Genomic DNA, 18,803 nt, shown 5'->3' with positions numbered 1-18,803 from the left:
ACTACTCTGACTGGTTCCCCGGCCCGCCGGTGACTCCTCCACCAGTCCGCCAAACCGCCCCTGCTTCCAAGGCTGGTAGACTGGTCCGCGATGCTTGGCGAGGGAGATTCGTTCTCCGTGATCGACATGGCAGGACACTCAACGAGGTGCGGAACTCTTCCCCCTCAGGGCCGGTCCTCCCCATGGCGGCCCGCCGGCAAACCACAGGTTGAGATAGCCGGTTGAAATACCTCTTGATCAACACCACCTAAGTGGTCCGGATCTGTCCGGGCTGCTTTGTTCCAAAGTTTCAGGAGAACTACATGTCTGAGCAGAAGCTTCCCGCAGACCTTCGCACCGAGTTCGGCAAGGGCGCTGCCCGTCGGCTGCGCCGTGCGGAGAAAATCCCCGCAGTGATCTACGGCCATGGAGCCGACGTCATCCACGTCGCCCTGCCCGAGAAGGAAACCACTCTCGCGGTCCGCACACCGAACGCCTTGCTGCGCCTGGACATCCATGGCGACGAGCACCTGACGTTGGCCAAGGACGTTCAGCGCGATCCGGTCAGGCAGATCGTTGAGCACCTGGACCTTCTGGCCGTCAAGCGCGGCGAGAAGGTCACCGTGGAGGTCGGCGTTGTCATCATCGGTGAAGCCACGCCTGGTATTGTCATCAACCTCGAAGCGGCGACGGTCACCGTTGAGGCAGAAGCTACCCACCTGCCGTCGCACCTGGACGTCAACATCACCGGTCACGACGTCGGCGACCACGTTCACGCGTCCGACATCATCCTGCCCAAGGGCGTCACGCTGCTGACCGAGGAAGATACCCTCGTCGTCAACGTTGCTTCACCGACCGTTCAGGATCTGGGTGAAGGTGAAGAGGCCGAGGAGACCGAGGAAGGCGAGAACGCCGAGGGTGAAGGCGAGGCCAAGCCCGAGTCCGCCGGGGAATCTGAGTAGAGTTTGACGCATGAGTGATACCTGGCTTGTAGTCGGGCTCGGCAACCCCGGGCCCGGCTACAGTCATAACCGGCACAATGTAGGCCACATGGTCGTGGATGAAATCGCCGGACGCCTCGGCGGCAAGTTCAAGACCCACAAGGCGCATGCCGCTGTTCTCGAAGGACGTCTGGAGATCGGCGGGCCTCGAGTTGTGCTGGCCAAACCACTGACGTTCATGAATTTGTCCGGGGGACCGACGTCGGCCCTCGTCAAGTTCTATGGCATCAGTCCCGAGAATGTCATCGCTGTCCATGATGAGATCGACATTCCGTTCAACACCGTGAAGCTAAAGCGCGGCGGCGGTGAAGGCGGCCACAATGGCCTGCGGGATATCAGCAAGGCGCTGGGCACGAAGGACTACCTCCGGGTACGTGTGGGAGTGGGCCGGCCGCCCGGGCGGATGGCCGCTGCGGATTACGTACTCAAGGACTTTGCCCCATCCGAGCGCGGTGATTTGCCGCTGGTAATCCAGGACGGCGCGGATGCCGTGGAAATGCTCGTCAACGAAGGTCTGCTCACTGCCCAGCAGCGTTTTCATTCCTCTACCTCATAAGCGCTAAAATGTCTATAGATGTGACGTTCTATAACAGGACTAGTCACACGACGTCTTAAACCCTTATGCTCTTACCAGCCTCTAAGGCTCCCAAAGCGGGGCCGGCGGTGGGCGGCCTCTGAGACTGGGCCACCCCCATCCCACCGTCGGCCCTTCCTTTATGCCCAGAACCCTTCCGGCTGCAGCCAGGCGGACACAGTCACGTAGAAACCCCAAGGTTTATCCAAGGTTCGCGAATTAGCCTTCCACTACTGGCACCGGATCCACCCGGTGGCATACAGATCGGTTGGGGCGGCTGTAATGGGACCAGTATTGCGGCGCAGAGCCTTCCGCCTCGACCGTGCTCACCTTTCCAGACCCTTGACGGCGGGACTGCCGTTCAAAAACCGGGCTTCGACGTCGTCGACCATCAATCCCGGCAGGTCCGTGGACCCCTAAGCGGAGCCGGCGGTGAGGTTACCTCCTGAGACCGAGGCAACCCCCCAGTCGCCGCCGGCTCCTTGTTTGAGCAGGTGCAGTGCCGGGTACAGGACCGGCGCTGCACCTGTCTATTTGGATCAATCTTCAACCGGCCGGCAATAATGTGCATGCGTGCCGGCGTAGCCAGACGTGCGAGAATTAGGAAAGACTTACGTACCGTAATGTCAGCCGTACTGTTTCTCGTTACAAGGAGTTCCCGCAGTGTCAGTGGTTTCAACCCCCACAACGCTCAAGCCTGCCGACCTGGCCATCGATAATCAGGAAGTCCGGCGGATCCGTAACGACTTTCCCATTCTTAGCCAGCAGGTGAACGACCGGGAGTTGGTCTACCTCGATTCCGGAGCCACCTCTCAGAACCCACTGTCCGTCATTGAAGCGGAGCAGGAATTCTACGAGCAGCGCAACGCGGCTGTGCATCGTGGTGCGCATACCCTCGCCGTGGCGGCCACGGATGTCTATGAGGATGCCCGGGAAACGGTGGCACGCTTCGTCGGGGCCGCCAGCAACGAAATCGTGTGGACCGCAAATGCCACCGAGGGCTTGAACCTGCTGACTTACTCCTTCTCCAACGCCAGCGCCGGACGGGGAGGGGAGCCGGCCCGCCGGTTCGCCCTCAACCCCGGGGACGAGATTGTGGTGACCGAGCTGGAGCACCACGCCAACCTCATTCCGTGGCAGGAACTGGCTTTCCGCACCGGTGCGGTGCTGCGTTACATCCCCGTGGACGACGACGGCGGACTCAAGATGGACGAAGCGGCGTCCATCATTAATCCGGCCACGAAAATTGTCTCCTTTACCCACGCTTCCAATGTGCTCGGGTCCATCACCCCGGTAGCGGAGCTCACGGAATTGGCGCACAAACACGGCGCACTTGTTGTCCTGGACGGCTGCCAGTCCGTCCCGCACATGCCGGTGGATGTGAAAGTGCTGGATGTCGACTTTCTGGTCTTCTCCGGTCACAAGATGCTTGGGCCTACGGGGATCGGTGTGCTTTACGGCAAGGCGGAGCTGCTGGACAGCATGCCGCCATTCCTCACCGGCGGCTCGATGATCACCAAGGTCACCATGGATGGCGCCGAATACCTGCCATCGCCAACCCGGTTTGAAGCCGGCACGCAGCAGGTGTCGCAGGCCGCCGCCCTGGCCGTGGCCGTCAACTACCTGGTGGAAACCGGGATGGAAAGGGTCGCCGACTGGGAGGCGCAGCTCGGGCAACGGCTGGTGTCCGGGCTGCAGCAGATTAACGGGATCAGCGTGCTGGGTCCGCCCGCCGGCATTGAGCGGATAGGTTTGGCGGCTTTCGACGTCGACGGCGTCCACGCTCATGACGTAGGCCAGTTCCTGGACGACCGTGGCATAGCCGTGCGGGTCGGCCACCATTGTGCACAGCCGCTGCACCGGCGTCTTGGCTTGACCGCATCAACCCGCGCCAGTACTTATTTGTACAACACCACAGACGACGTTGACTTCTTGTTGGAGGCAGTGGCCGGCGTCCGCCCGTTTTTTGGAGTGAAGTAATGAGCGCAGAGCTGCAACAGCTTTATCAACAGATCATCCTCGACCATTCCAAATCGCGGCATGGCGAAGGACTTAAAGAGGCGGCCGAGGGAACTGTCGCGGGGCAATCACACCAGTACAATCCCACCTGTGGCGACGAAATCACCCTCAGAGTGATCCGCAACGGCGATACCATCGCCGCGGTCAGCTGGGAAGGCGATGGTTGCTCAATTTCGATGGCGGCCGCGTCGGTCCTTACCGATATGGTGGGCGACGGGCTGAGCCAAACGGAGCTACTTGGCCTGATCGATAACTTCCGTGAGGTTCTGCGCTCACGCGGCACCGTGGAGGCGGATGAGGAGGTTCTCGGCGATGCCGCGGCCTTCTCGGGTGTTTCCCGTTATCCAGCCCGGGTCAAGTGCGCGATGCTGGCCTGGGTCGCCGCCGAGGAAGCCATGCTGGCCTCGCGCTGATCATCGCAGCCGTCAACTACCAGGCTCATTGTGGATGGCGTGCGGTCGCCGTGGCATACTCGCCCCCGGCCTTCTTACCCGTCTCGCAGGGGAGCGTTAAGGTGAATGACGTTCCAACCCCGGGAAAGCTTTCCAATTCGATGCTTCCACCGTGGCGGTCCACAATCGTCTTCGTAATCAACAGACCCAACCCGACGCCGGGGATGGTGGTATTCCGGACGCTGTCCGCCCGGAAGAACTTGGTAAACACGCCGGCCTGATCCGCCTGGTCCATTCCCATACCGGTATCCGAGACCCGCAGGAGAACTTTCCCGCCTGCCGTCCACGCGCGGACCGTGACAGTACCACCACCGGGGGAGTACTTAATGGCGTTCGACAGCAGATTGTCCAGGACCTGTCCGATCCGTAACGGATCGACCTCGGCCCGTACGTCCGCCTCCGCTTCATTAATCAGCCGAATGCCAGCGTCTTCGGCGCGGACCTGCGCTGACGAAAGGCAATTCTCGATCAGGGCGGCTATATCGGTTGGCTCGACGTCGAGCGTCATGGAATTGGACGTTGTGGCCAGCAAATCCGAAACCAGCCTCAGCAGCCGCTCGGTATTGCGCCGTGCCACGTCAAGGTAGTGGACCACCGGCAGCGGCATTTGGTCCCCGTCCTCAACAGCCAGATCCAGGTAACCGAGGATTGACGTCAATGGGGTCCGGAATTCGTGGGAGACGTTTGAAACAAAGTCGTCCTTGGCCGCCAGTGCGGATACCAGATCCGAGACGTCACTGAACGCGATGACCGAACCGGCAAAGTTGCCGGCTTCATCGGTCATGGTCCGCGCCGAAGCGGAGACGGCACACCGGTCCGCTTCCTTTCCGATCCACATCAGGTAGTCGGAAAAAGACTCACCGGCGCCGGCGCGGCCAACCGGCCGTTCTCCAACCGGAACCGGCGTTTCCTTGTCGGGGCCGAAGAGCAGCAGCTGGGCTTCGGTGGGATCATCCACATCTTCCGGCATGGCGACGTGGTGGTTCTTGCGCTGTTGCCGGTTCATCAGCACATCATGGCCATCCTTATCCACCACCACCACGCCAACACCGACGGTCTCCACAATCGTGTTGAGCAGGCGCTCCTTGTCTTCCAATTCGCGTTGCTGGCCATTCATGCTGGCGGTTACGACCCGGACCGTAATACCCACGGCGAGCATCATGAATGGTACGAGAACCACCCGGCCCAGACTGCCCGGACCGGCGCCCTCCACAAGCGGGGGAATCCACACTGCTGCCAAGGGACCAAAAAAATCTGAGCATGGCCACTGAGTGCAGTCCCTGGCTTCCGCAGGCCAGCCAGATGACGGGAAATACGAACAGGAACGCGAGCCCGTTGAGGGCGTCGCCGGCGCCCTCGAGAATGAGGCTGATGGCGATGAAATCGAGTATCGGAATTGCCAGCGATGCTGTCCTGCGCAGTTTCTGCCAAGGAACCTCGGTGCAGGCAAGCAGGATCAGGCCGTGGACAATCAACCCCGCTATGAATGCACGGTCCAGGAAAATTTCCCGGTGGTGGAACAGGCCTACGGCGATGACCAGGATCATCGAAACGGCCAGCGGCAACTGGCTGATAACAACCCGCTGCCGAAGGCTGAGTCGGTGGAAATAGGTTTGGAACGTCAGCGGCGACAAGGCACTTTTGAATGTCATCGGGGATTACTCCTCCTCGCGCTCATCAATGCCCCCATAAGCCAGGCAAGCGTCAAACAAATTTCACCGCACAGGATGACGTGAATAACACATATCACGATATACTGCCAAAAGAGAGTCTCTTCTATTGGGAACCGGAATGGTCTCGACGGAATTGGGGGAGCAAACGTTGGATAGGACTCGTGTTGCTGTCGTCATCGAAGACGATAAAGATATTCGCGAACTGATTGAAGTGGTTCTGCAGCAGGGTGGCTTTGAGGTTTTCTCAGCCACCAACGGCACGGCCGGCGTCGAAGCGGTCAAAAAATACGCTCCGGCCATCATCACGCTTGACCTTGGCCTGCCCGATATCGATGGGTATGAAGTCGCACGGCAGATACGGTTGTTCAGCGACAGCTACATCGTGATGCTCACCGCCCGGGCGGAAGAACTGGATACCCTCATGGGACTCGAATCCGGCGCGGATGACTACCTCACCAAGCCTTTCCGCCCGCGCGAGCTGCGGGCCCGCGTGGCTGCCATGATGCGCCGCCCGCACATCTCCACAGGCGGGGTCCCAACCGTACCCGCTCCGGAAACCGGCCAGAACACGCTTGTCCCTGCCGCGCCAGGCGGATCATCGGCACAGGCAGCGGTTTCCACCGGTATGGCCAGGCATAACGACGGCGGCGGGACCGGTGGTCTCCAGGGTGGGAGGGCTGCCGGGGCGGCTGTGGATACTGAATGTATTGAGCACAATGGGCTGATGCTTGCTCCCCGGACACGGGTGGCCCGGGTCGAGGATGAGGAACTGGAACTGACCCGGACGGAGTTCGACCTCCTGCACGCGCTGCTCGAGAGCGGCCAAACGGTCAGGACCAAAGCTGATTTAGTCCGCTGGCTCCGGGCTGATGACTACGATACTGGAAGCTATATCAGCGACGCGGATGAGCGTGCCATCGAGGTGCACATCGGCAATCTGCGGCGGAAGCTCGGTGACAATTCGCGGTCGCCGCGGTGGCTGAAGACCGTGCGCGGCGTCGGCTACTGCCTGGCTCCTGCCGCCGGGTAGTGGGTTTCAAGCAATTCCATCGTCGCTTCACCACAGATCCGGATATCGACGAGTATGTCGGTGGCGATTGCGTGATTTCCCCGGCGTAGTTCGCCTTCGAGCTCATCGGCCAAGGCAGCCAGGCGTTCGGCGCCAAGCATCTTGCTGGATGTCCGAAGACTGAGCACTGCATCCATGGAGGCAACCTCATGGCGCGCCCGGACGGCTTCGCTCAAGCGCTTGTAGCGGACCGGCCACATGCTCATGAAGGACTCGATAAACGACAGGCCGGGGCGGCCTTCGTCGCCTAAATCGCGTTGCAGTCCGTGGAGCACCTTCTCCGCGACGAGCGGCAACGATCCGGCATGGTCGAGGCTCATGAGCTTGCCATTCGTCCGGTGCTGGGAAATAGCCGGTGGATATTCAAGACCGCTCCTCGATGGCGGGCCAATAAGGTGGTTACAGAATACCTGTCCTACTGGCGTTTTTTCCGGGACGGTGCCAAATCCTGAGGAAATCTTTCGTATTCGTGGGAGCTAGCCGTTGCCGGTTCCGTTGTCCTCATACACATCAGGGATTCCGTCCTTATCGGTATCCCTCGTCTCTTCGATACGGATGCGCTTGTACTGCCGGTCGCGTGCCTTCAACAGCACGGTGGCCAGCAAGGCAGACAGCAGCGACCCGGCAAGGATGCCTACTTTTGCATGGTCATTGGCGAGGGTTCCGACGTCGAAACTGAGTTTGGCGACGAGCAGAGACACTGTGAATCCGACCCCGGCCAGCATGGATATTCCGAGGACGTCAACCCATTTATACGACTTGTCCAGAACAGCTCTTGTCGTCTTGGTGACAATCCAGGTTGAGCCCATAATTCCAATGGTCTTGCCGACAAACAGGGCAATGATGATTCCGTACGTAATCGAATCCGTCAGGGCTCCGGTGATGCCATCCCAACCGCCGACGGCGACGCCGGCAGAGAAGAAGGCGAAGACCGGCACAGCAACACCGGCGGAGAAGGGGCGGAAACGGTGTTCCAGATATTCCGCGAGCCCCGGCCCCGCATCAGGCCGGAGATTACGGTCGGCGCGCAACACCGGAACGGTGAAGCCCAGCAGCACGCCGGCGACGGTGGCATGGATTCCCGAAGCGTGGAAGAGCGCCCAGGTGGCGATTGCCAACGGCATCAGGAAGTACCAGCTGCGGATGCGCTTCTGGACGAGGTATGCGAACAATGCCATCGGCAGCAGCGACAGGGCGAGGAACTGCGGGGCAAGGTCATCTGTGTAGAAGAAGGCGATGATGGCGATGGCGATCAAGTCATCTACAACCGCCAGGGTCAGCAGGAACAAGCGCAGCGCCGAAGGCAGATGGGTGCTGATCACAGCAAGCACTGCGACGGCGAAGGCGATATCCGTCGCCGTCGGAATGGCCCAGCCGCGGAGCGCTTCCGCACCAGCATTGAGGTTAATGACGGTGTAGATAATGGCTGGTACAGCAACACCGCCGAAGGCAGCCGTCACGGGAACGATTGCCTTGTTGAAACGCCTCAAGTCCCCGGCAACGAATTCGCGCTTCAGTTCCAGACCGGCCAGGAAGAAGAACACCGCCAGCAGACCGTCCGCGGCCCAGGCGCCCACCGAAAGGTTGAGGTGCAGCGACTCCGGTCCAAAGGTGAAGTCGCGCAGTGCGAAGTAACTGTCGCTGGCCGGGGAGTTCGCCCAGATCAGGGCCGCCACGGCCGCGATGAGCAGCAACGCACCACCGACCGTCTCCTTGCGGAGGATCTCGGAGATGCGGACGCTTTCAGAGTAGCTGGACCGTGACAACACCTGCCGTGGGCCGTGGTCGTCAGGTGTCTGGTGGGCCATTGCGGGTCTCCTCGAAATATACTTGGTCAGGCTGAAGTCCATGCCGACCAGACTTCCCGGCTCTCCTGGCGCTCATTCTACGTGGCGCCGGTCACCTCCTCGAATTTGCATGAAGGCGGCGGTCCGCGGTAACGGGACGTTCTAGCCGACGGCGGCGCGGACTCCGATTACCGCGGTGGCCAGACCAAGAATCATGGAGGTCGAGATCAGCATCAGATGCACCGTCATGAAGCGGGTGCGTCGTCCTTCCCCGTCCCGGGCGCGCGGGTCCTTGAGGATGCGGCGCAGAAAGGGCGGCCAGACAATGAGCGTCCAGACACCGGCGAGGATGAGCACCAGGGCGAGCGATAGTGGCATTGTCATGCAGCAGTCTCCGGTCTAGTGCTCTTGGAGCCAGGTACGGGCTTCCTTGGCCTGGATGTTGAGCGCTTTACCCACCATGGGTTCCGCTGCGGCGGCGATCTTGCTGCCGAGGAACGGAATGGAAGACTTCACATCGCCTTCCAACTCAACACGCGTGCCCTCCGCAGTCGGAACCAGGCGCTGGATAGCAGAGGCGTCGACAGGCGCCCCGGAGACCTTTAGTTTGACGTTCGCGCGACGTGAGCCATCGGCTGCCGGCGCTTCCCACTGTTCCGTCTGGGTCACGGTCAGTTTCTGGCCAATAAATTTCTTCGCAAAGTCCGGGAGCCGGTTCGCGGGAAGAGTGCGCACGGCGGTGAGCTTGAAGGGGCCGGTGATGGCGCCATCGATCTTCAGGGATTCGAGCGTACCGCCCACCTTTTCGCTGATGTGGCGGACAAAGTCCTCGTTGGTGAAGACTTCGGTAACGCGCTGCGGGTTGGCAGGCAGGTTGGTTGAAGCGCTGAGCGCCATAATTCCTCCACGGGTATGGTTCCGGTGCCGGTTGCTGCCCGGGGGCAGAGCTCCGGCGAAGATGTTCGGTATTATCCTAGCTTTTCCTGTTTCAGCGCGCAGGCGTAGGCTTGAAGCGTTGCCCCGGGGTTCATCGTGATCCTCGGGTATTTGTGCTGTGCTCCGGCCGCAGCCAGCCTACATGTTTCATGCCCGCGGTGGCCGACGATGGTGAAGGATTCACGAACGATGACTCTAAATGGATTGCGGGCCGCGCTGGCGGAGGACGCCTCATTCTCAAAGGTGCGGGAAGAGGCGCTCAAGGCGCCCGGAATCCGCAGTGCCGATCTGCAGATTGGCGCTCCGGCCGGACTGCGGGCTGCCCTGCTGGCAGAGATCGTCGAAGGACTGCGCCAGGAACAGAACGACGACGGCGGTTCAGCCGGCAGCGAGGGGGCCGCCGGCGTCGTACTGGCGGTAACTGCCACCGGCAGGGAGGCCGAAGACCTTGCTGCGGCGCTGCGTGGCTACCTGCCGGTCACAGCCGTGGAGGAGTTTCCGAGTTGGGAGACGCTGCCGCACGAACGGCTTTCACCGCGGTCGGACACGGTCGGCCGCCGGCTCTCGGTGCTGCGCCGGTTGAAGCACCCGCAGGGAGATCCGCTGCAGGTCGTCGTGGCGCCCGTTCGCGCCGTCGTCCAGCCGCTGGTCGAGGGGCTCGGGGATCTGCAGCCGGTGTCGCTGTCAACCGGTGATGAGATCGGCTTTGCCGACCTGGTGGAGCAGCTCGCCGCGGCCGCGTACGNGTGGACATGGTCACCCGCCGCGGGGAATTTGCCGTCCGCGGCGGCATTCTTGACATTTTCCCGCCGACCGAAGACCATCCGATCCGCATCGAATTCTTCGGCGATGAGGTCGAATCGATGCGGTGGTTCGCAGTGGCAGACCAGCGGTCGATTCCTGCCCCGAAACACGGTTCGGACGGAATGGAGCCGCCGGTCCACCTCTACGCTCCACCGTGCCGCGAGATCCTGATAACGCCCGCCGTGATGTCCCGCGCAGCCAAGCTGCAGGACAAGATGCCGGCGGCCGCCTCGATGCTGGAGCGGATCGCCGGCGGAATTGCTGTGGAGGGAATGGAATCACTCGCCCCGGCCCTGGTCGACGCCATGGTCCCGCTGGTGGACCAGTTCCCGTCCGGCTCTGTCGCCGTCGTGATTGAACCGGAGAAAGTCCGGGCCCGCGCGCACGACCTGAACGCGACGAACGAGGAATTCCTGGAAGCCGCCTGGTCCACTGCCTCCGAAGGGGCGCAGGCGCCGATTGACCTTGGCATCGATCTTGAGGCGGCCAGCTTCCGCACCCTGGCGCAGACCCGTTCCACCTCCCTCGAACGCTCCATGGGGTGGTGGTCGATTACGTCCTTCAACCAGGATGACGAGCTCGAGCTGGATATCGACACGCTCAGCATCAATGCCCGGGAACCGCGTGGTTACCAGGGCGAGGTGGCGGAGATGATGGACTTCATCGGTTCGCGGGTGCGGGACCAGTGGCGCGTGGTTGCCGCGACTGACGGTCCGGGACCGGCACAGCGGCTGGCGGAGTTGTTCCATGACGCGCAGATTCCCGCCGCCCGGGTGGATTCGCTGGAGAAGTCCCCGCAGCCGGGCATCATCGAAATTACGACGGCGACTGCCGGGCGCGGCTTCGTCTTCGACGGCTTGAAGCTGGGGCTGCTGACCGAGGCGGACCTGCTGGGACGCAGCAGCGCCTACTCAACCAAAGACATGCGGCGGATGCCCTCCAAACGGCGCAACGCCGTCGACCCCCTCCAGCTGCAGGCCGGCGACCACGTTGTGCACGAGCAGCATGGCGTCGGCAGGTTCATTGAACTGATCCAGCGGGCGACGGCGGCCGGCGGCGGCACGAAGACGGTCCGCGAGTACCTGGTGCTGGAATACGCGCCGTCCAAGCGCGGTGCGCCGGGGGACCGGCTGTTCGTCCCGACCGACCAGCTGGACCAGGTCACCCGTTATGTTGGCGGTGATTCGCCGGCGCTGTCGAAGATGGGCGGCGCGGACTGGGCGAAGACCAAGGGGCAGGCGCGCAAGGCCGTCAAGGAAATTGCCGGCGAACTGATCCGGCTGTACTCGGCCCGGATGGCATCGCGCGGCTACGCCTACGGCCCGGACACGCCCTGGCAGCGCGAGCTCGAGGAGGCGTTCCCATATATCGAGACGCCGGACCAGCTGACCACGATCAATGAGGTCAAGGCCGATATGGAGCGGGAAATCCCGATGGACCGGCTGGTCTCCGGCGATGTCGGCTATGGCAAGACCGAGATCGCCGTGCGTGCCGCTTTCAAGGCTGTCCAGGATGGCAAGCAGGTGGCCGTGCTGGTGCCGACGACGTTGCTGGTGCAGCAGCACCACGACACATTTTCCGAGCGGTTCTCCGGCTTTCCGGTCCGTGTCCAGCCGCTCTCGCGGTTCCAGACGTCCAAGGAGGCCAAGGAAACGGCGGCCGGCGCGAAGAACGGAAGCGTCGACGTCGTCATCGGCACCCACCGGCTGCTGTCCAAGGACTTCGAGTTCAAGGATCTGGGGCTGGTGATTGTCGATGAGGAGCAGCGTTTCGGCGTCGAACACAAGGAGCAGTTGAAGAAGCTGCGCACCAACGTCGATGTGCTGGCGATGAGTGCGACGCCGATTCCCCGCACCCTGGAAATGGCGGTAACGGGAATCCGCGAGATGTCCACGCTGGCGACGCCGCCCGAGGAACGGCATCCGGTTCTGACCTACGTCGGACCGTACACGGACAAGCAGGCGTCGGCCGCGATCCGCCGGGAGCTGATGCGCGAGGGCCAGATCTTCTTCGTGCACAACCGGGTTTCGACCATTGACCGGACGGCCGCGCACATCCAGCAACTGGTGCCGGAGGCGCGGGTGGCGGTGGCGCACGGGCAGATGAGTGAGTCCAAACTGGAGCAGATCATCGTCGACTTCTGGGAGAAGAAGTTCGACGTGCTCGTGTGTACCACCATCATCGAAACCGGGCTTGATATTTCCAACGCGAACACGCTGATCGTGGACCGGGCGGACAACTACGGGCTGTCGCAGCTGCACCAGTTGCGTGGGCGTGTGGGGCGTGGACGTGAACGCGCCTATGCCTACTTCCTCTACCCGTTCGATAAACCGTTGGGCGAGGTGGCGTTGGAGCGGCTGAAGGCCGTGGCCGCCAACAATGAGCTCGGGGCCGGTATGCAGCTGGCGATGAAGGACCTTGAAATCCGCGGGGCGGGCAACCTCCTGGGCGGCGAGCAGTCCGGGCACATCGCCGGCGTCGGGTTCGACCTGTACATCCGCCTGGTGGGCGAGGCCGTGGCCGATTACCGCGGGGAGACGGAGGAGCAGGTCAAGGAGATGAAGATCGAGCTGCCCGTCAGCGCCCACCTGCCGCACGATTATGTGCCGGGGGAGCGGCTGCGCCTGGAAGCCTACCGGAAACTGGCCGCCGCCAACACCCACGAAGGCATCGACGAGGTGCGCGCCGAGCTCGAGGACCGGTATGGGGAACTGCCGCAGCCGGTGCTCAACCTGCTCGCCGTTTCCCGCTTCCGGGTGGCAGCGCGCGAAGTGGGGCTGACCGACGTCGCGCTGCAAGGCAACTTCATCAAGTTCGCGCCGGCGGATTTGCCGGAGTCGAAAACGATGCGGCTGCAGCGGATGTATCCGGGAGCGATGGTGAAACCTGCGCTGGATGCGGTGCTGATCCCCAAGCCGAAGACCGCCCGGGTGGCCGGCCGCGACCTGGTGGACGCAGAGGTGCTGGATTGGGTCAACACGGTGGTCGAAACCATCTTCCGCAGCTGACAACCGGGTGCCTCGACCTTCAAGTCGTTGGTGCAAGCGGGCGATGGTGGCGTAGAACACCCGGGGTAGGATTGGTAGTCGGGAACAGAAGCAATGACGCCACTGTGAGAGGCATGGAGAATACGTGACGATGGACATTTCGGCGGCCGGTGGCACAAGCATCGCGCCAGCAGCCAGAGCGCTTGACGTGATCGGCGCAGACCTCACCGAGCGGAGCCTGCGGCGGTACCTTGAGGGCATCGCCGGGGTTGACGCCGTCGGACTGGAAGCGCGCGCGGAAGCTTTGGGAACCAGATCGATCAAAACCACCTCCAAGGCCTGGGCGCTGGACAGGATTATTGCGCTGACCGACCTGACCACCCTGGAAGGTGCGGATACGCCAGGGAAGGTGCGCTCGCTGGTGGCCAAGGCGCGGGTCCCTGATCCGGATGATTTGTCGACGCCGCAGGTCGCCGCCGTATGCGTCTACGGCGACATGGTTCCCTACGCCCTGCAAGCGCTGGGTGGCGCCCATGCAGGCTCGACGACGGCCGGCAGCGGGGGTATCAACATCGCCGCGGTGGCGACCGCCTTCCCAAGCGGCCGCGCATCCCGCGCCGTCAAGCTGGCCGATACCGCGGAGGCCGTCGCCGCCGGTGCGGACGAAATCGACATGGTTATCGACCGCGGGGCTTTCCTGTCCGGCCGCTACGGGGAAGTCTTCGACGAAATTGTAGCCGTCAAGGAGGCCTGCCGGCGCGACGACGGCACCTACGCCCACCTGAAGGTCATCCTGGAGACAGGTGAGCTGAACACCTACGACAACGTCCGGCGGGCATCGTGGCTGGCCATCCTGGCCGGTGGCGACTTCATCAAGACCTCCACCGGGAAGGTCGCTCCTGCAGCCACGCTCCCGGTAACGCTTTCCATGCTTGAAGTCGTCCGCGACTGGCACCGCCTGACTGGTGAAAAGATCGGCGTCAAGCCGGCCGGCGGCATCCGCACCTCGAAGGCCGCCATCAAATACCTCGTGACAGTAGCCGAAACCGTTGGCGAGGAATGGCTGCAGCCGGATTTGTTCCGCTTCGGAGCCTCGAGCCTGCTCAACGACGTCATCCTGCAGCGGCAGAAATTGGCCAGCGGACACTACTCCGGCTCCTCTTACGTCACGATCGACTGAAGGACTTTCCCAAGATGACATTCCTTGATTACGCCCCTGCTCCGGAATCGACTGCGATTCTGAATCTCAAGAGCGAGTACGGCCTGTTCATTAATGGTGAATTCCGTCCAGGCAACGGCGAATCGTTCAAGACGATTTCCCCCGCCACGGAGAAGCAGATTTCCACGATCTCCTGCGCCGACGAAAAGGACGTGGATTCCGCCGTCGCCGCCGCTCGTAAAGCCTACGAGCGGACCTGGTCGAAGCTCTCCGGAGCGGACCGCGGCAAGTATCTGTTCCGCATTGCCCGGCTGGTCCAGGAGCGCTCGCGCGAGCTGGCCGTCGCGGAGAGCCTCGATAACGGCAAACCGATCAAGGAAAGCCGCGACGTCGATATCCCGATGGTGGCCGCGTGGTTCTTCTACTACGCGGGCTGGGCGGACAAGCTGGACTACGCCGGCCTTGGTCCGGACCCGCGTTCGCTCGGTGTTGCCGCTCAGGTTATTCCGTGGAACTTCCCGCTGCTGATGCTGGCCTGGAAGATCGCGCCGGCACTCGCCGCGGGAAATACGGTGGTCCTGAAGCCCGCCGAAACCACTCCATTGACGGCGCTGCTGTTCGCCGAGATCCTGCAGCAGGCAGACCTGCCCGACGGCGTTGTCAACATCATCACCGGTGCCGGCGAGACAGGGTCGGACCTGGTCAATCACCCGGACGTCAACAAAGTGGCCTTCACTGGTTCGACGGCGGTGGGCCGGCAGATTGCCCGCTCGACGGCTGGTACGGCCAAGAAGCTGACCCTGGAGTTGGGCGGCAAGGGCGCGAATATCGTGTTCGACGACGCGCCGATCGATCAGGCCATCGAAGGTATCGTCAACGGCATCTTCTTCAATCAGGGCCAGGTCTGCTGCGCCGGCTCCCGGCTGTTGGTGCAGGAATCGGTCCACGATGAGGTCGTTGACCGGCTCAAGGCGCGGCTGTCCACACTCCGGATCGGGGATCCGCTCGACAAGAACACGGATATCGGGGCCATCAACTCCGCTTCACAGCTGGGGCGGATGCGCGAACTGTCCGACATCGGCGAGCAGGAGGGGGCGGACCGGTGGAGCGCCGACTGCGTGCTGCCGTCGGAGGGGTTCTGGTTCCCGCCGACCATCTTCACCAACGTTTCCACCAGCCACCGGATCGCGCGGGACGAAATCTTCGGCCCGGTGCTGTCCGTGCTGACCTTCCGCACTCCGGCTGAAGCCATCGCTAAAGCCAACAACACTCCGTACGGGCTCTCTGCGGGAATCTGGTCCGACAAGGGCAGCCGGGTACTGGCGGTGGCCGACAAGCTGCGTGCCGGCGTCATCTGGGCCAACACATTCAATAAGTTCGATCCAGCCTCGCCGTTCGGTGGTTACAAGGAGTCCGGTTACGGCAGGGAAGGCGGCAGGCATGGGCTGGCCGCCTACCTGGCGCCCGCTTACCGCACCGCTGCCAAAGGAGGCAGGAAATGAGCCAGGCACGGCTGACCGTCCCGAAAACGTACAAACTCTACATCGGCGGCAAATTCGCCCGAAGTGAATCAGGACGGGTCTACGAAGTAACCACCAGGAAGGGAAGCTTCATGGCCAATGCGGCCAAGGCATCACGCAAGGATGCCCGTGACGCCGTCGTCGCCGCCCGCGCTGCCGTGAATGGCTGGTCCGGAGCCACCGGCTATAACCGTGGCCAAATCCTTTACCGTATTGCCGAACTGCTGGACGGGCGGCGGCCGCAGTTTATTGATGAGATCGTCCAGTCAGAAGGAGTTTCGACGACGGCGGCTGCCGCCCAGGTCGACGAAGCCATCGACCTGTGGGTCTGGTACGCCGGCTGGGCGGACAAGTACGTCCAGGTGGCGGGCAACGGCAATCCGGTGTCCGGCCCGTACTTCAACCTCTCCACGCCGGAACCCACCGGCCTCGTCGCCGTCATTGCCCCGCAGGATTCCGGTTCCCTGCTCGGCTTCGTCCGTGCTGTCGCGCCGGTGCTGGTGAGCGGCAACACGGTCGTGGTCGTTGCGAATGAGCGGACACCGCTGGCAGCCTTGAGCCTGGCCGAAGTTCTGGCGACGAGCGATGTCCCAGCCGGGGTGGTGAACATTCTCAGCGGTTCACCTGCCGAGATCGCGCCTTGGCTGGCCAGTCATGCCGACGTCAACGCCCTCGACCTGCTGGGCGCCGGAGATCTCGACTGGATCGACCTCCAGATAGCCGCCGCCGAAACGCTCAAGCGGGTGTTGCCGCCGGAGTCGGGGGCTGACGCCGGAGCGCCGTCCATTGACCGGATCACGTTCTTCACGGAGACGAAAACCGTTTGGCACACCAAGGGTCTGCTCTAAGTCCAGGCACTGCCCAGCGAAAACGGGGCTTGGCCGCCAGATCGGTGCTGAGCACCACCGTTTTGGCGGGTCAGGACCGCTTTCGGCGGCAAGAGGGCCCCGGCGAGCGGATCTTTCCGCGGCCGGGGCCCTCTTTTCATGCAGTGCTGTCGAGCACTTAGTGCGCCGTGGAGCGCGCTTTTACTTCTCGCGCGTCCGCTTCTCCATGCTTCCCATGATCTGCTTCGGGATCCAGAAGGACAGCGCGAACAAGACCATGCCGATGATTCCGGGCACAAAGACATTGTCCAGGCTCCAGAACGAGAAGGCGTACAGGGCCCCGAGGAACAGCACCATCAGGACGGTGAAGATGATCACGTTCGAGACAAGATGTCCTTCACCCGAATGGGTGGCATGGGAGTTGGGGCGCTGCATTGTTTCTCCTGCGGTTATGCCCGCCGTAGCGGGACAGTTCACGGTAATTCACGCTTGTGAGTGCGGTACTTGACGGTTCAGAACCAGTTTAGTCGCTTGGCAGACCGGATTCAGCCGCGCGGCCCGACCCGCCGGATGTGTCAGCTGTCAGAGCCCCAGTGCTTCACGGACGTCCCCGAGCACAGCGTCCAATGTTTCGCGGGCCTGCGCCCTGGTTTCCGGCAGGTCTGCACCCGCGTCGACCGGAACAATGATCTCCAGATAGCACTTGAGCTTCGGTTCGGTGCCGCTGGGACGGACGATCACGCGCGTGTCGTCACGGGTGATGTACAGCAGGCCGTCCGTTGGCGGAAGCGTTTCGCTGCCCATTGACAGGTCGACGTCATTATCCAGCGGCGATCCGCCAAAAGACTCCGGCGGGTGTTCACGCAGCCGGTTCATCATCGCGTCGAGGAGGCCGAGATTGCCCACGCGCACCGAAAACTGGTCGGTGAGATGCAGCCCGTGATACAGCGCGAGCTCATCCAGGCTGTCAAAGAGTGTCTTACCCGCTGCCTTCAAATCCGCAGCGAGTTCGGCGATCAGCAAGGCAGCCGAGATGCCGTCCTTGTCCCGGACCAGCGAGGGCGCGACACAGTATCCGAGCGCCTCTTCGTAACCGAAGGCGAGCTCCGGCACCCGCGAGATCCATTTGAACCCTGTCAGTGTCTCGGCATGCTGAAATCCCGCCGCCGCGGCGATCTTGCCCAGCATCCGGGAGGAAACAATGGAGTTGGCGAACACCGCACCCGGCTGGCTGACGCCGTCGTCCGTCATCCGTGCCACCATGTGCGCTCCGAGCAGGGCGCCCACCTCGTCGCCGCGCAGCATCCGCCACTGTCCGGTGTCGGGGTCGACGGCGGCAACGGCTGCGCGGTCGGCGTCGGGATCGTTGGCAATCACGATGTCGGCACCCACGTCCGCGGCCGTCTCGAAGGCAAGGTCCAGCGCGCCGGCTTCTTCCGGATTAGGGAAACTGACGGTCGGAAAGTCGGGGTGTGGTTCGGCCTGCTCAGCCACCGGGGTGACATCGTTAAAGCCAGCGGCCGAGAGCACCTTGGTGGCCGTCGGTCCGCCGACGCCGTGCAGGGGAGTCAGGACGACTTTCAAATCACGGGCGGGATACCGATCCGGCATGGCCAGGGACGTGACGGCATTTACATAGTCATCCTCGATACCCGGATCCAAGGTGGTCCAGCCGCCGTCGGCCAATGGAATCGTTCCGGAGGACGCGGAAACGGCATTGATTTGCGCCGCGATTTCAGTATCGTATGGCGCGACGATCTGGGCTCCGCGGCCCGCGCCGTCGGCGGCACGTCCACCAAGGTAGACCTTGTATCCGTTGTCCCGCGGGGGATTGTGGCTGGCGGTCACCATAATTCCGCATTCGCAGTCCAGTGACCGGACGGCGTAGGCCAGCACCGGCGTCGGCAGGGTCGAGGGCAGCAGGAATGTTTCAATGCCGGCGGCAGTGAAAATGGCCGCGGTCTCCCGGGCAAAGACATCCGAATTATGGCGGGCATCGAAGCCGACGACGGCCCG

The 18,803-nt window shown here is 62.6% G+C and carries 16 protein-coding genes and 1 pseudogene; 10 read left to right on the top strand and 7 right to left on the bottom strand.

Annotated elements, in window-relative coordinates:
• Positions 1 to 302: 302 nt before the first annotated feature.
• The 4 genes from Y707_RS0109465 to sufU all read left to right on the top strand — a co-directional run bounded on the left by Y707_RS0109465 (position 303) and on the right by sufU (position 3,986).
• Positions 303 to 941, top strand: coding sequence for a 50S ribosomal protein L25/general stress protein Ctc (locus tag Y707_RS0109465; RefSeq protein WP_026534902.1), 639 nt, complete (start codon positions 303 to 305; stop codon positions 939 to 941).
• Between the two features lie 10 nt (positions 942 to 951).
• Entirely contained in the window at positions 952 to 1,536 is a 585-nt protein-coding gene (gene pth, locus Y707_RS0109460) for an aminoacyl-tRNA hydrolase (protein WP_026534901.1), read from the top strand.
• Between the two features lie 681 nt (positions 1,537 to 2,217).
• Positions 2,218 to 3,534 carry an aminotransferase class V-fold PLP-dependent enzyme gene (locus Y707_RS0109455; protein ID WP_026534900.1) on the top strand — a complete coding sequence of 439 codons (1,317 nt, stop codon included), beginning with the start codon at positions 2,218 to 2,220 and terminating at the stop codon, positions 3,532 to 3,534.
• On the top strand, positions 3,534 to 3,986 hold the full coding sequence (gene sufU / locus Y707_RS0109450) for a Fe-S cluster assembly sulfur transfer protein SufU (protein ID WP_026534899.1): 453 nt from the start codon (positions 3,534 to 3,536) through the stop codon (positions 3,984 to 3,986). The genes Y707_RS0109455 and sufU overlap by 1 nt, the downstream gene beginning before the upstream one ends.
• 25 nt (positions 3,987 to 4,011) lie before the next feature.
• Here sufU and Y707_RS24795 read toward each other — a convergent pair whose 3' ends face one another.
• Complete coding sequence (locus Y707_RS24795) at positions 4,012 to 5,205, bottom strand: sensor histidine kinase (RefSeq protein ID WP_253905121.1); 1,194 nt, start codon at positions 5,203 to 5,205, stop codon at positions 4,012 to 4,014.
• A gap of 91 nt (positions 5,206 to 5,296) precedes the next feature.
• On the opposite strand from Y707_RS24795, the gene Y707_RS32740 reads away from it, so the two are divergent.
• Positions 5,297 to 5,761 (top strand): hypothetical protein, encoded by a 465-nt coding sequence (locus tag Y707_RS32740; RefSeq protein ID WP_253905120.1) that lies wholly within the window; start codon positions 5,297 to 5,299, stop codon positions 5,759 to 5,761.
• Between the two features lie 55 nt (positions 5,762 to 5,816).
• On the top strand, positions 5,817 to 6,728 hold the full coding sequence (locus Y707_RS0109440; protein WP_051441837.1) for a response regulator transcription factor: 912 nt from the start codon (positions 5,817 to 5,819) through the stop codon (positions 6,726 to 6,728).
• Here Y707_RS0109440 and Y707_RS24790 read toward each other — a convergent pair.
• The 4 genes from Y707_RS24790 to Y707_RS0109420 all read right to left on the bottom strand — a co-directional run bounded on the left by Y707_RS24790 (position 6,701) and on the right by Y707_RS0109420 (position 9,451).
• Positions 6,701 to 7,087, bottom strand: a complete 387-nt coding sequence (locus Y707_RS24790) for a hypothetical protein (RefSeq protein WP_051441836.1) — start codon at positions 7,085 to 7,087, stop codon at positions 6,701 to 6,703. The genes Y707_RS0109440 and Y707_RS24790 overlap by 28 nt on opposite strands.
• 156 nt (positions 7,088 to 7,243) lie before the next feature.
• Positions 7,244 to 8,575: a Na+/H+ antiporter NhaA gene (gene nhaA / locus Y707_RS0109430; RefSeq protein WP_026534897.1), complete on the bottom strand. Its 1,332-nt coding sequence runs from the start codon at positions 8,573 to 8,575 to the stop codon at positions 7,244 to 7,246.
• Between the two features lie 141 nt (positions 8,576 to 8,716).
• The gene (locus Y707_RS0109425) at positions 8,717 to 8,938 is read right to left on the bottom strand and encodes an SCO4848 family membrane protein (RefSeq protein ID WP_026534896.1); all 222 of its coding nucleotides are present in this window, start codon (positions 8,936 to 8,938) and stop codon (positions 8,717 to 8,719) included.
• 15 nt (positions 8,939 to 8,953) lie between these two features.
• Positions 8,954 to 9,451, bottom strand: a complete 498-nt coding sequence (locus Y707_RS0109420; RefSeq protein WP_026534895.1) for a DUF2505 domain-containing protein — start codon at positions 9,449 to 9,451, stop codon at positions 8,954 to 8,956.
• Between the two features lie 228 nt (positions 9,452 to 9,679).
• Here Y707_RS0109420 and mfd point away from each other — a divergent pair.
• The 4 genes and pseudogenes from mfd to Y707_RS0109400 all read left to right on the top strand — a co-directional run bounded on the left by mfd (position 9,680) and on the right by Y707_RS0109400 (position 16,808).
• Positions 9,680 to 13,302 (top strand): annotated as a pseudogene (gene mfd / locus Y707_RS24785) (transcription-repair coupling factor).
• A 130-nt stretch (positions 13,303 to 13,432) separates the two neighbouring features.
• Positions 13,433 to 14,461, top strand: coding sequence for a deoxyribose-phosphate aldolase (gene deoC, locus Y707_RS0109410; RefSeq protein WP_026534894.1), 1,029 nt, complete (start codon positions 13,433 to 13,435; stop codon positions 14,459 to 14,461).
• 14 nt (positions 14,462 to 14,475) lie between these two features.
• On the top strand, positions 14,476 to 15,942 hold the full coding sequence (locus Y707_RS0109405; RefSeq protein WP_035781002.1) for an aldehyde dehydrogenase family protein: 1,467 nt from the start codon (positions 14,476 to 14,478) through the stop codon (positions 15,940 to 15,942).
• Complete coding sequence (locus Y707_RS0109400) at positions 15,939 to 16,808, top strand: aldehyde dehydrogenase family protein (protein ID WP_026534892.1); 870 nt, start codon at positions 15,939 to 15,941, stop codon at positions 16,806 to 16,808. Before Y707_RS0109405 ends, Y707_RS0109400 begins: the two co-directional genes overlap by 4 nt.
• A 180-nt stretch (positions 16,809 to 16,988) precedes the next feature.
• Here the strand turns inward: Y707_RS0109400 and Y707_RS0109395 are convergent, their stop codons facing one another.
• Both Y707_RS0109395 and Y707_RS24780 read right to left on the bottom strand, forming a co-directional pair.
• On the bottom strand, positions 16,989 to 17,222 hold the full coding sequence (locus Y707_RS0109395; RefSeq protein WP_026534891.1) for a hypothetical protein: 234 nt from the start codon (positions 17,220 to 17,222) through the stop codon (positions 16,989 to 16,991).
• 147 nt (positions 17,223 to 17,369) lie between these two features.
• On the bottom strand, positions 17,370 to 18,803 hold a 1,434-nt coding region (locus tag Y707_RS24780), incomplete at its 5' end, for a phospho-sugar mutase (RefSeq protein WP_035781000.1).

Origin of the sequence: Arthrobacter sp. H14 (genome assembly GCF_000520495.1) — a bacterium.
Taxonomy (GTDB): domain Bacteria; phylum Actinomycetota; class Actinomycetes; order Actinomycetales; family Micrococcaceae; genus Arthrobacter_C.
The sequence above is the reverse complement of the archived record's forward strand: the minus strand, read 5'-3'. Positions and strand labels throughout refer to the sequence as shown.

Bases quoted from the DNA above. Each gene is read 5' to 3' on its own strand.
- Y707_RS0109465 (WP_026534902.1), top strand. From the start codon at position 303: ATGTCTGAGCAGAAGCTTCCCGCAGACCTTCGCACCGAGTTCGGCAAG.
- pth (WP_026534901.1), top strand. From the start codon at position 952: ATGAGTGATACCTGGCTTGTAGTCGGGCTCGGCAACCCCGGGCCCGGC.
- sufU (WP_026534899.1), top strand. From the start codon at position 3,534: ATGAGCGCAGAGCTGCAACAGCTTTATCAACAGATCATCCTCGACCAT.
- Y707_RS0109440 (WP_051441837.1), top strand. From the start codon at position 5,817: ATGGTCTCGACGGAATTGGGGGAGCAAACGTTGGATAGGACTCGTGTT.
- Y707_RS24790 (WP_051441836.1), bottom strand. From the start codon at position 7,087: ATGAGCCTCGACCATGCCGGATCGTTGCCGCTCGTCGCGGAGAAGGTG.
- nhaA (WP_026534897.1), bottom strand. From the start codon at position 8,575: ATGGCCCACCAGACACCTGACGACCACGGCCCACGGCAGGTGTTGTCA.
- Y707_RS0109425 (WP_026534896.1), bottom strand. From the start codon at position 8,938: ATGACAATGCCACTATCGCTCGCCCTGGTGCTCATCCTCGCCGGTGTC.
- Y707_RS0109420 (WP_026534895.1), bottom strand. From the start codon at position 9,451: ATGGCGCTCAGCGCTTCAACCAACCTGCCTGCCAACCCGCAGCGCGTT.
- deoC (WP_026534894.1), top strand. From the start codon at position 13,433: ATGGACATTTCGGCGGCCGGTGGCACAAGCATCGCGCCAGCAGCCAGA.
- Y707_RS0109405 (WP_035781002.1), top strand. From the start codon at position 14,476: ATGACATTCCTTGATTACGCCCCTGCTCCGGAATCGACTGCGATTCTG.
- Y707_RS0109400 (WP_026534892.1), top strand. From the start codon at position 15,939: ATGAGCCAGGCACGGCTGACCGTCCCGAAAACGTACAAACTCTACATC.
- Y707_RS0109395 (WP_026534891.1), bottom strand. From the start codon at position 17,222: ATGCAGCGCCCCAACTCCCATGCCACCCATTCGGGTGAAGGACATCTT.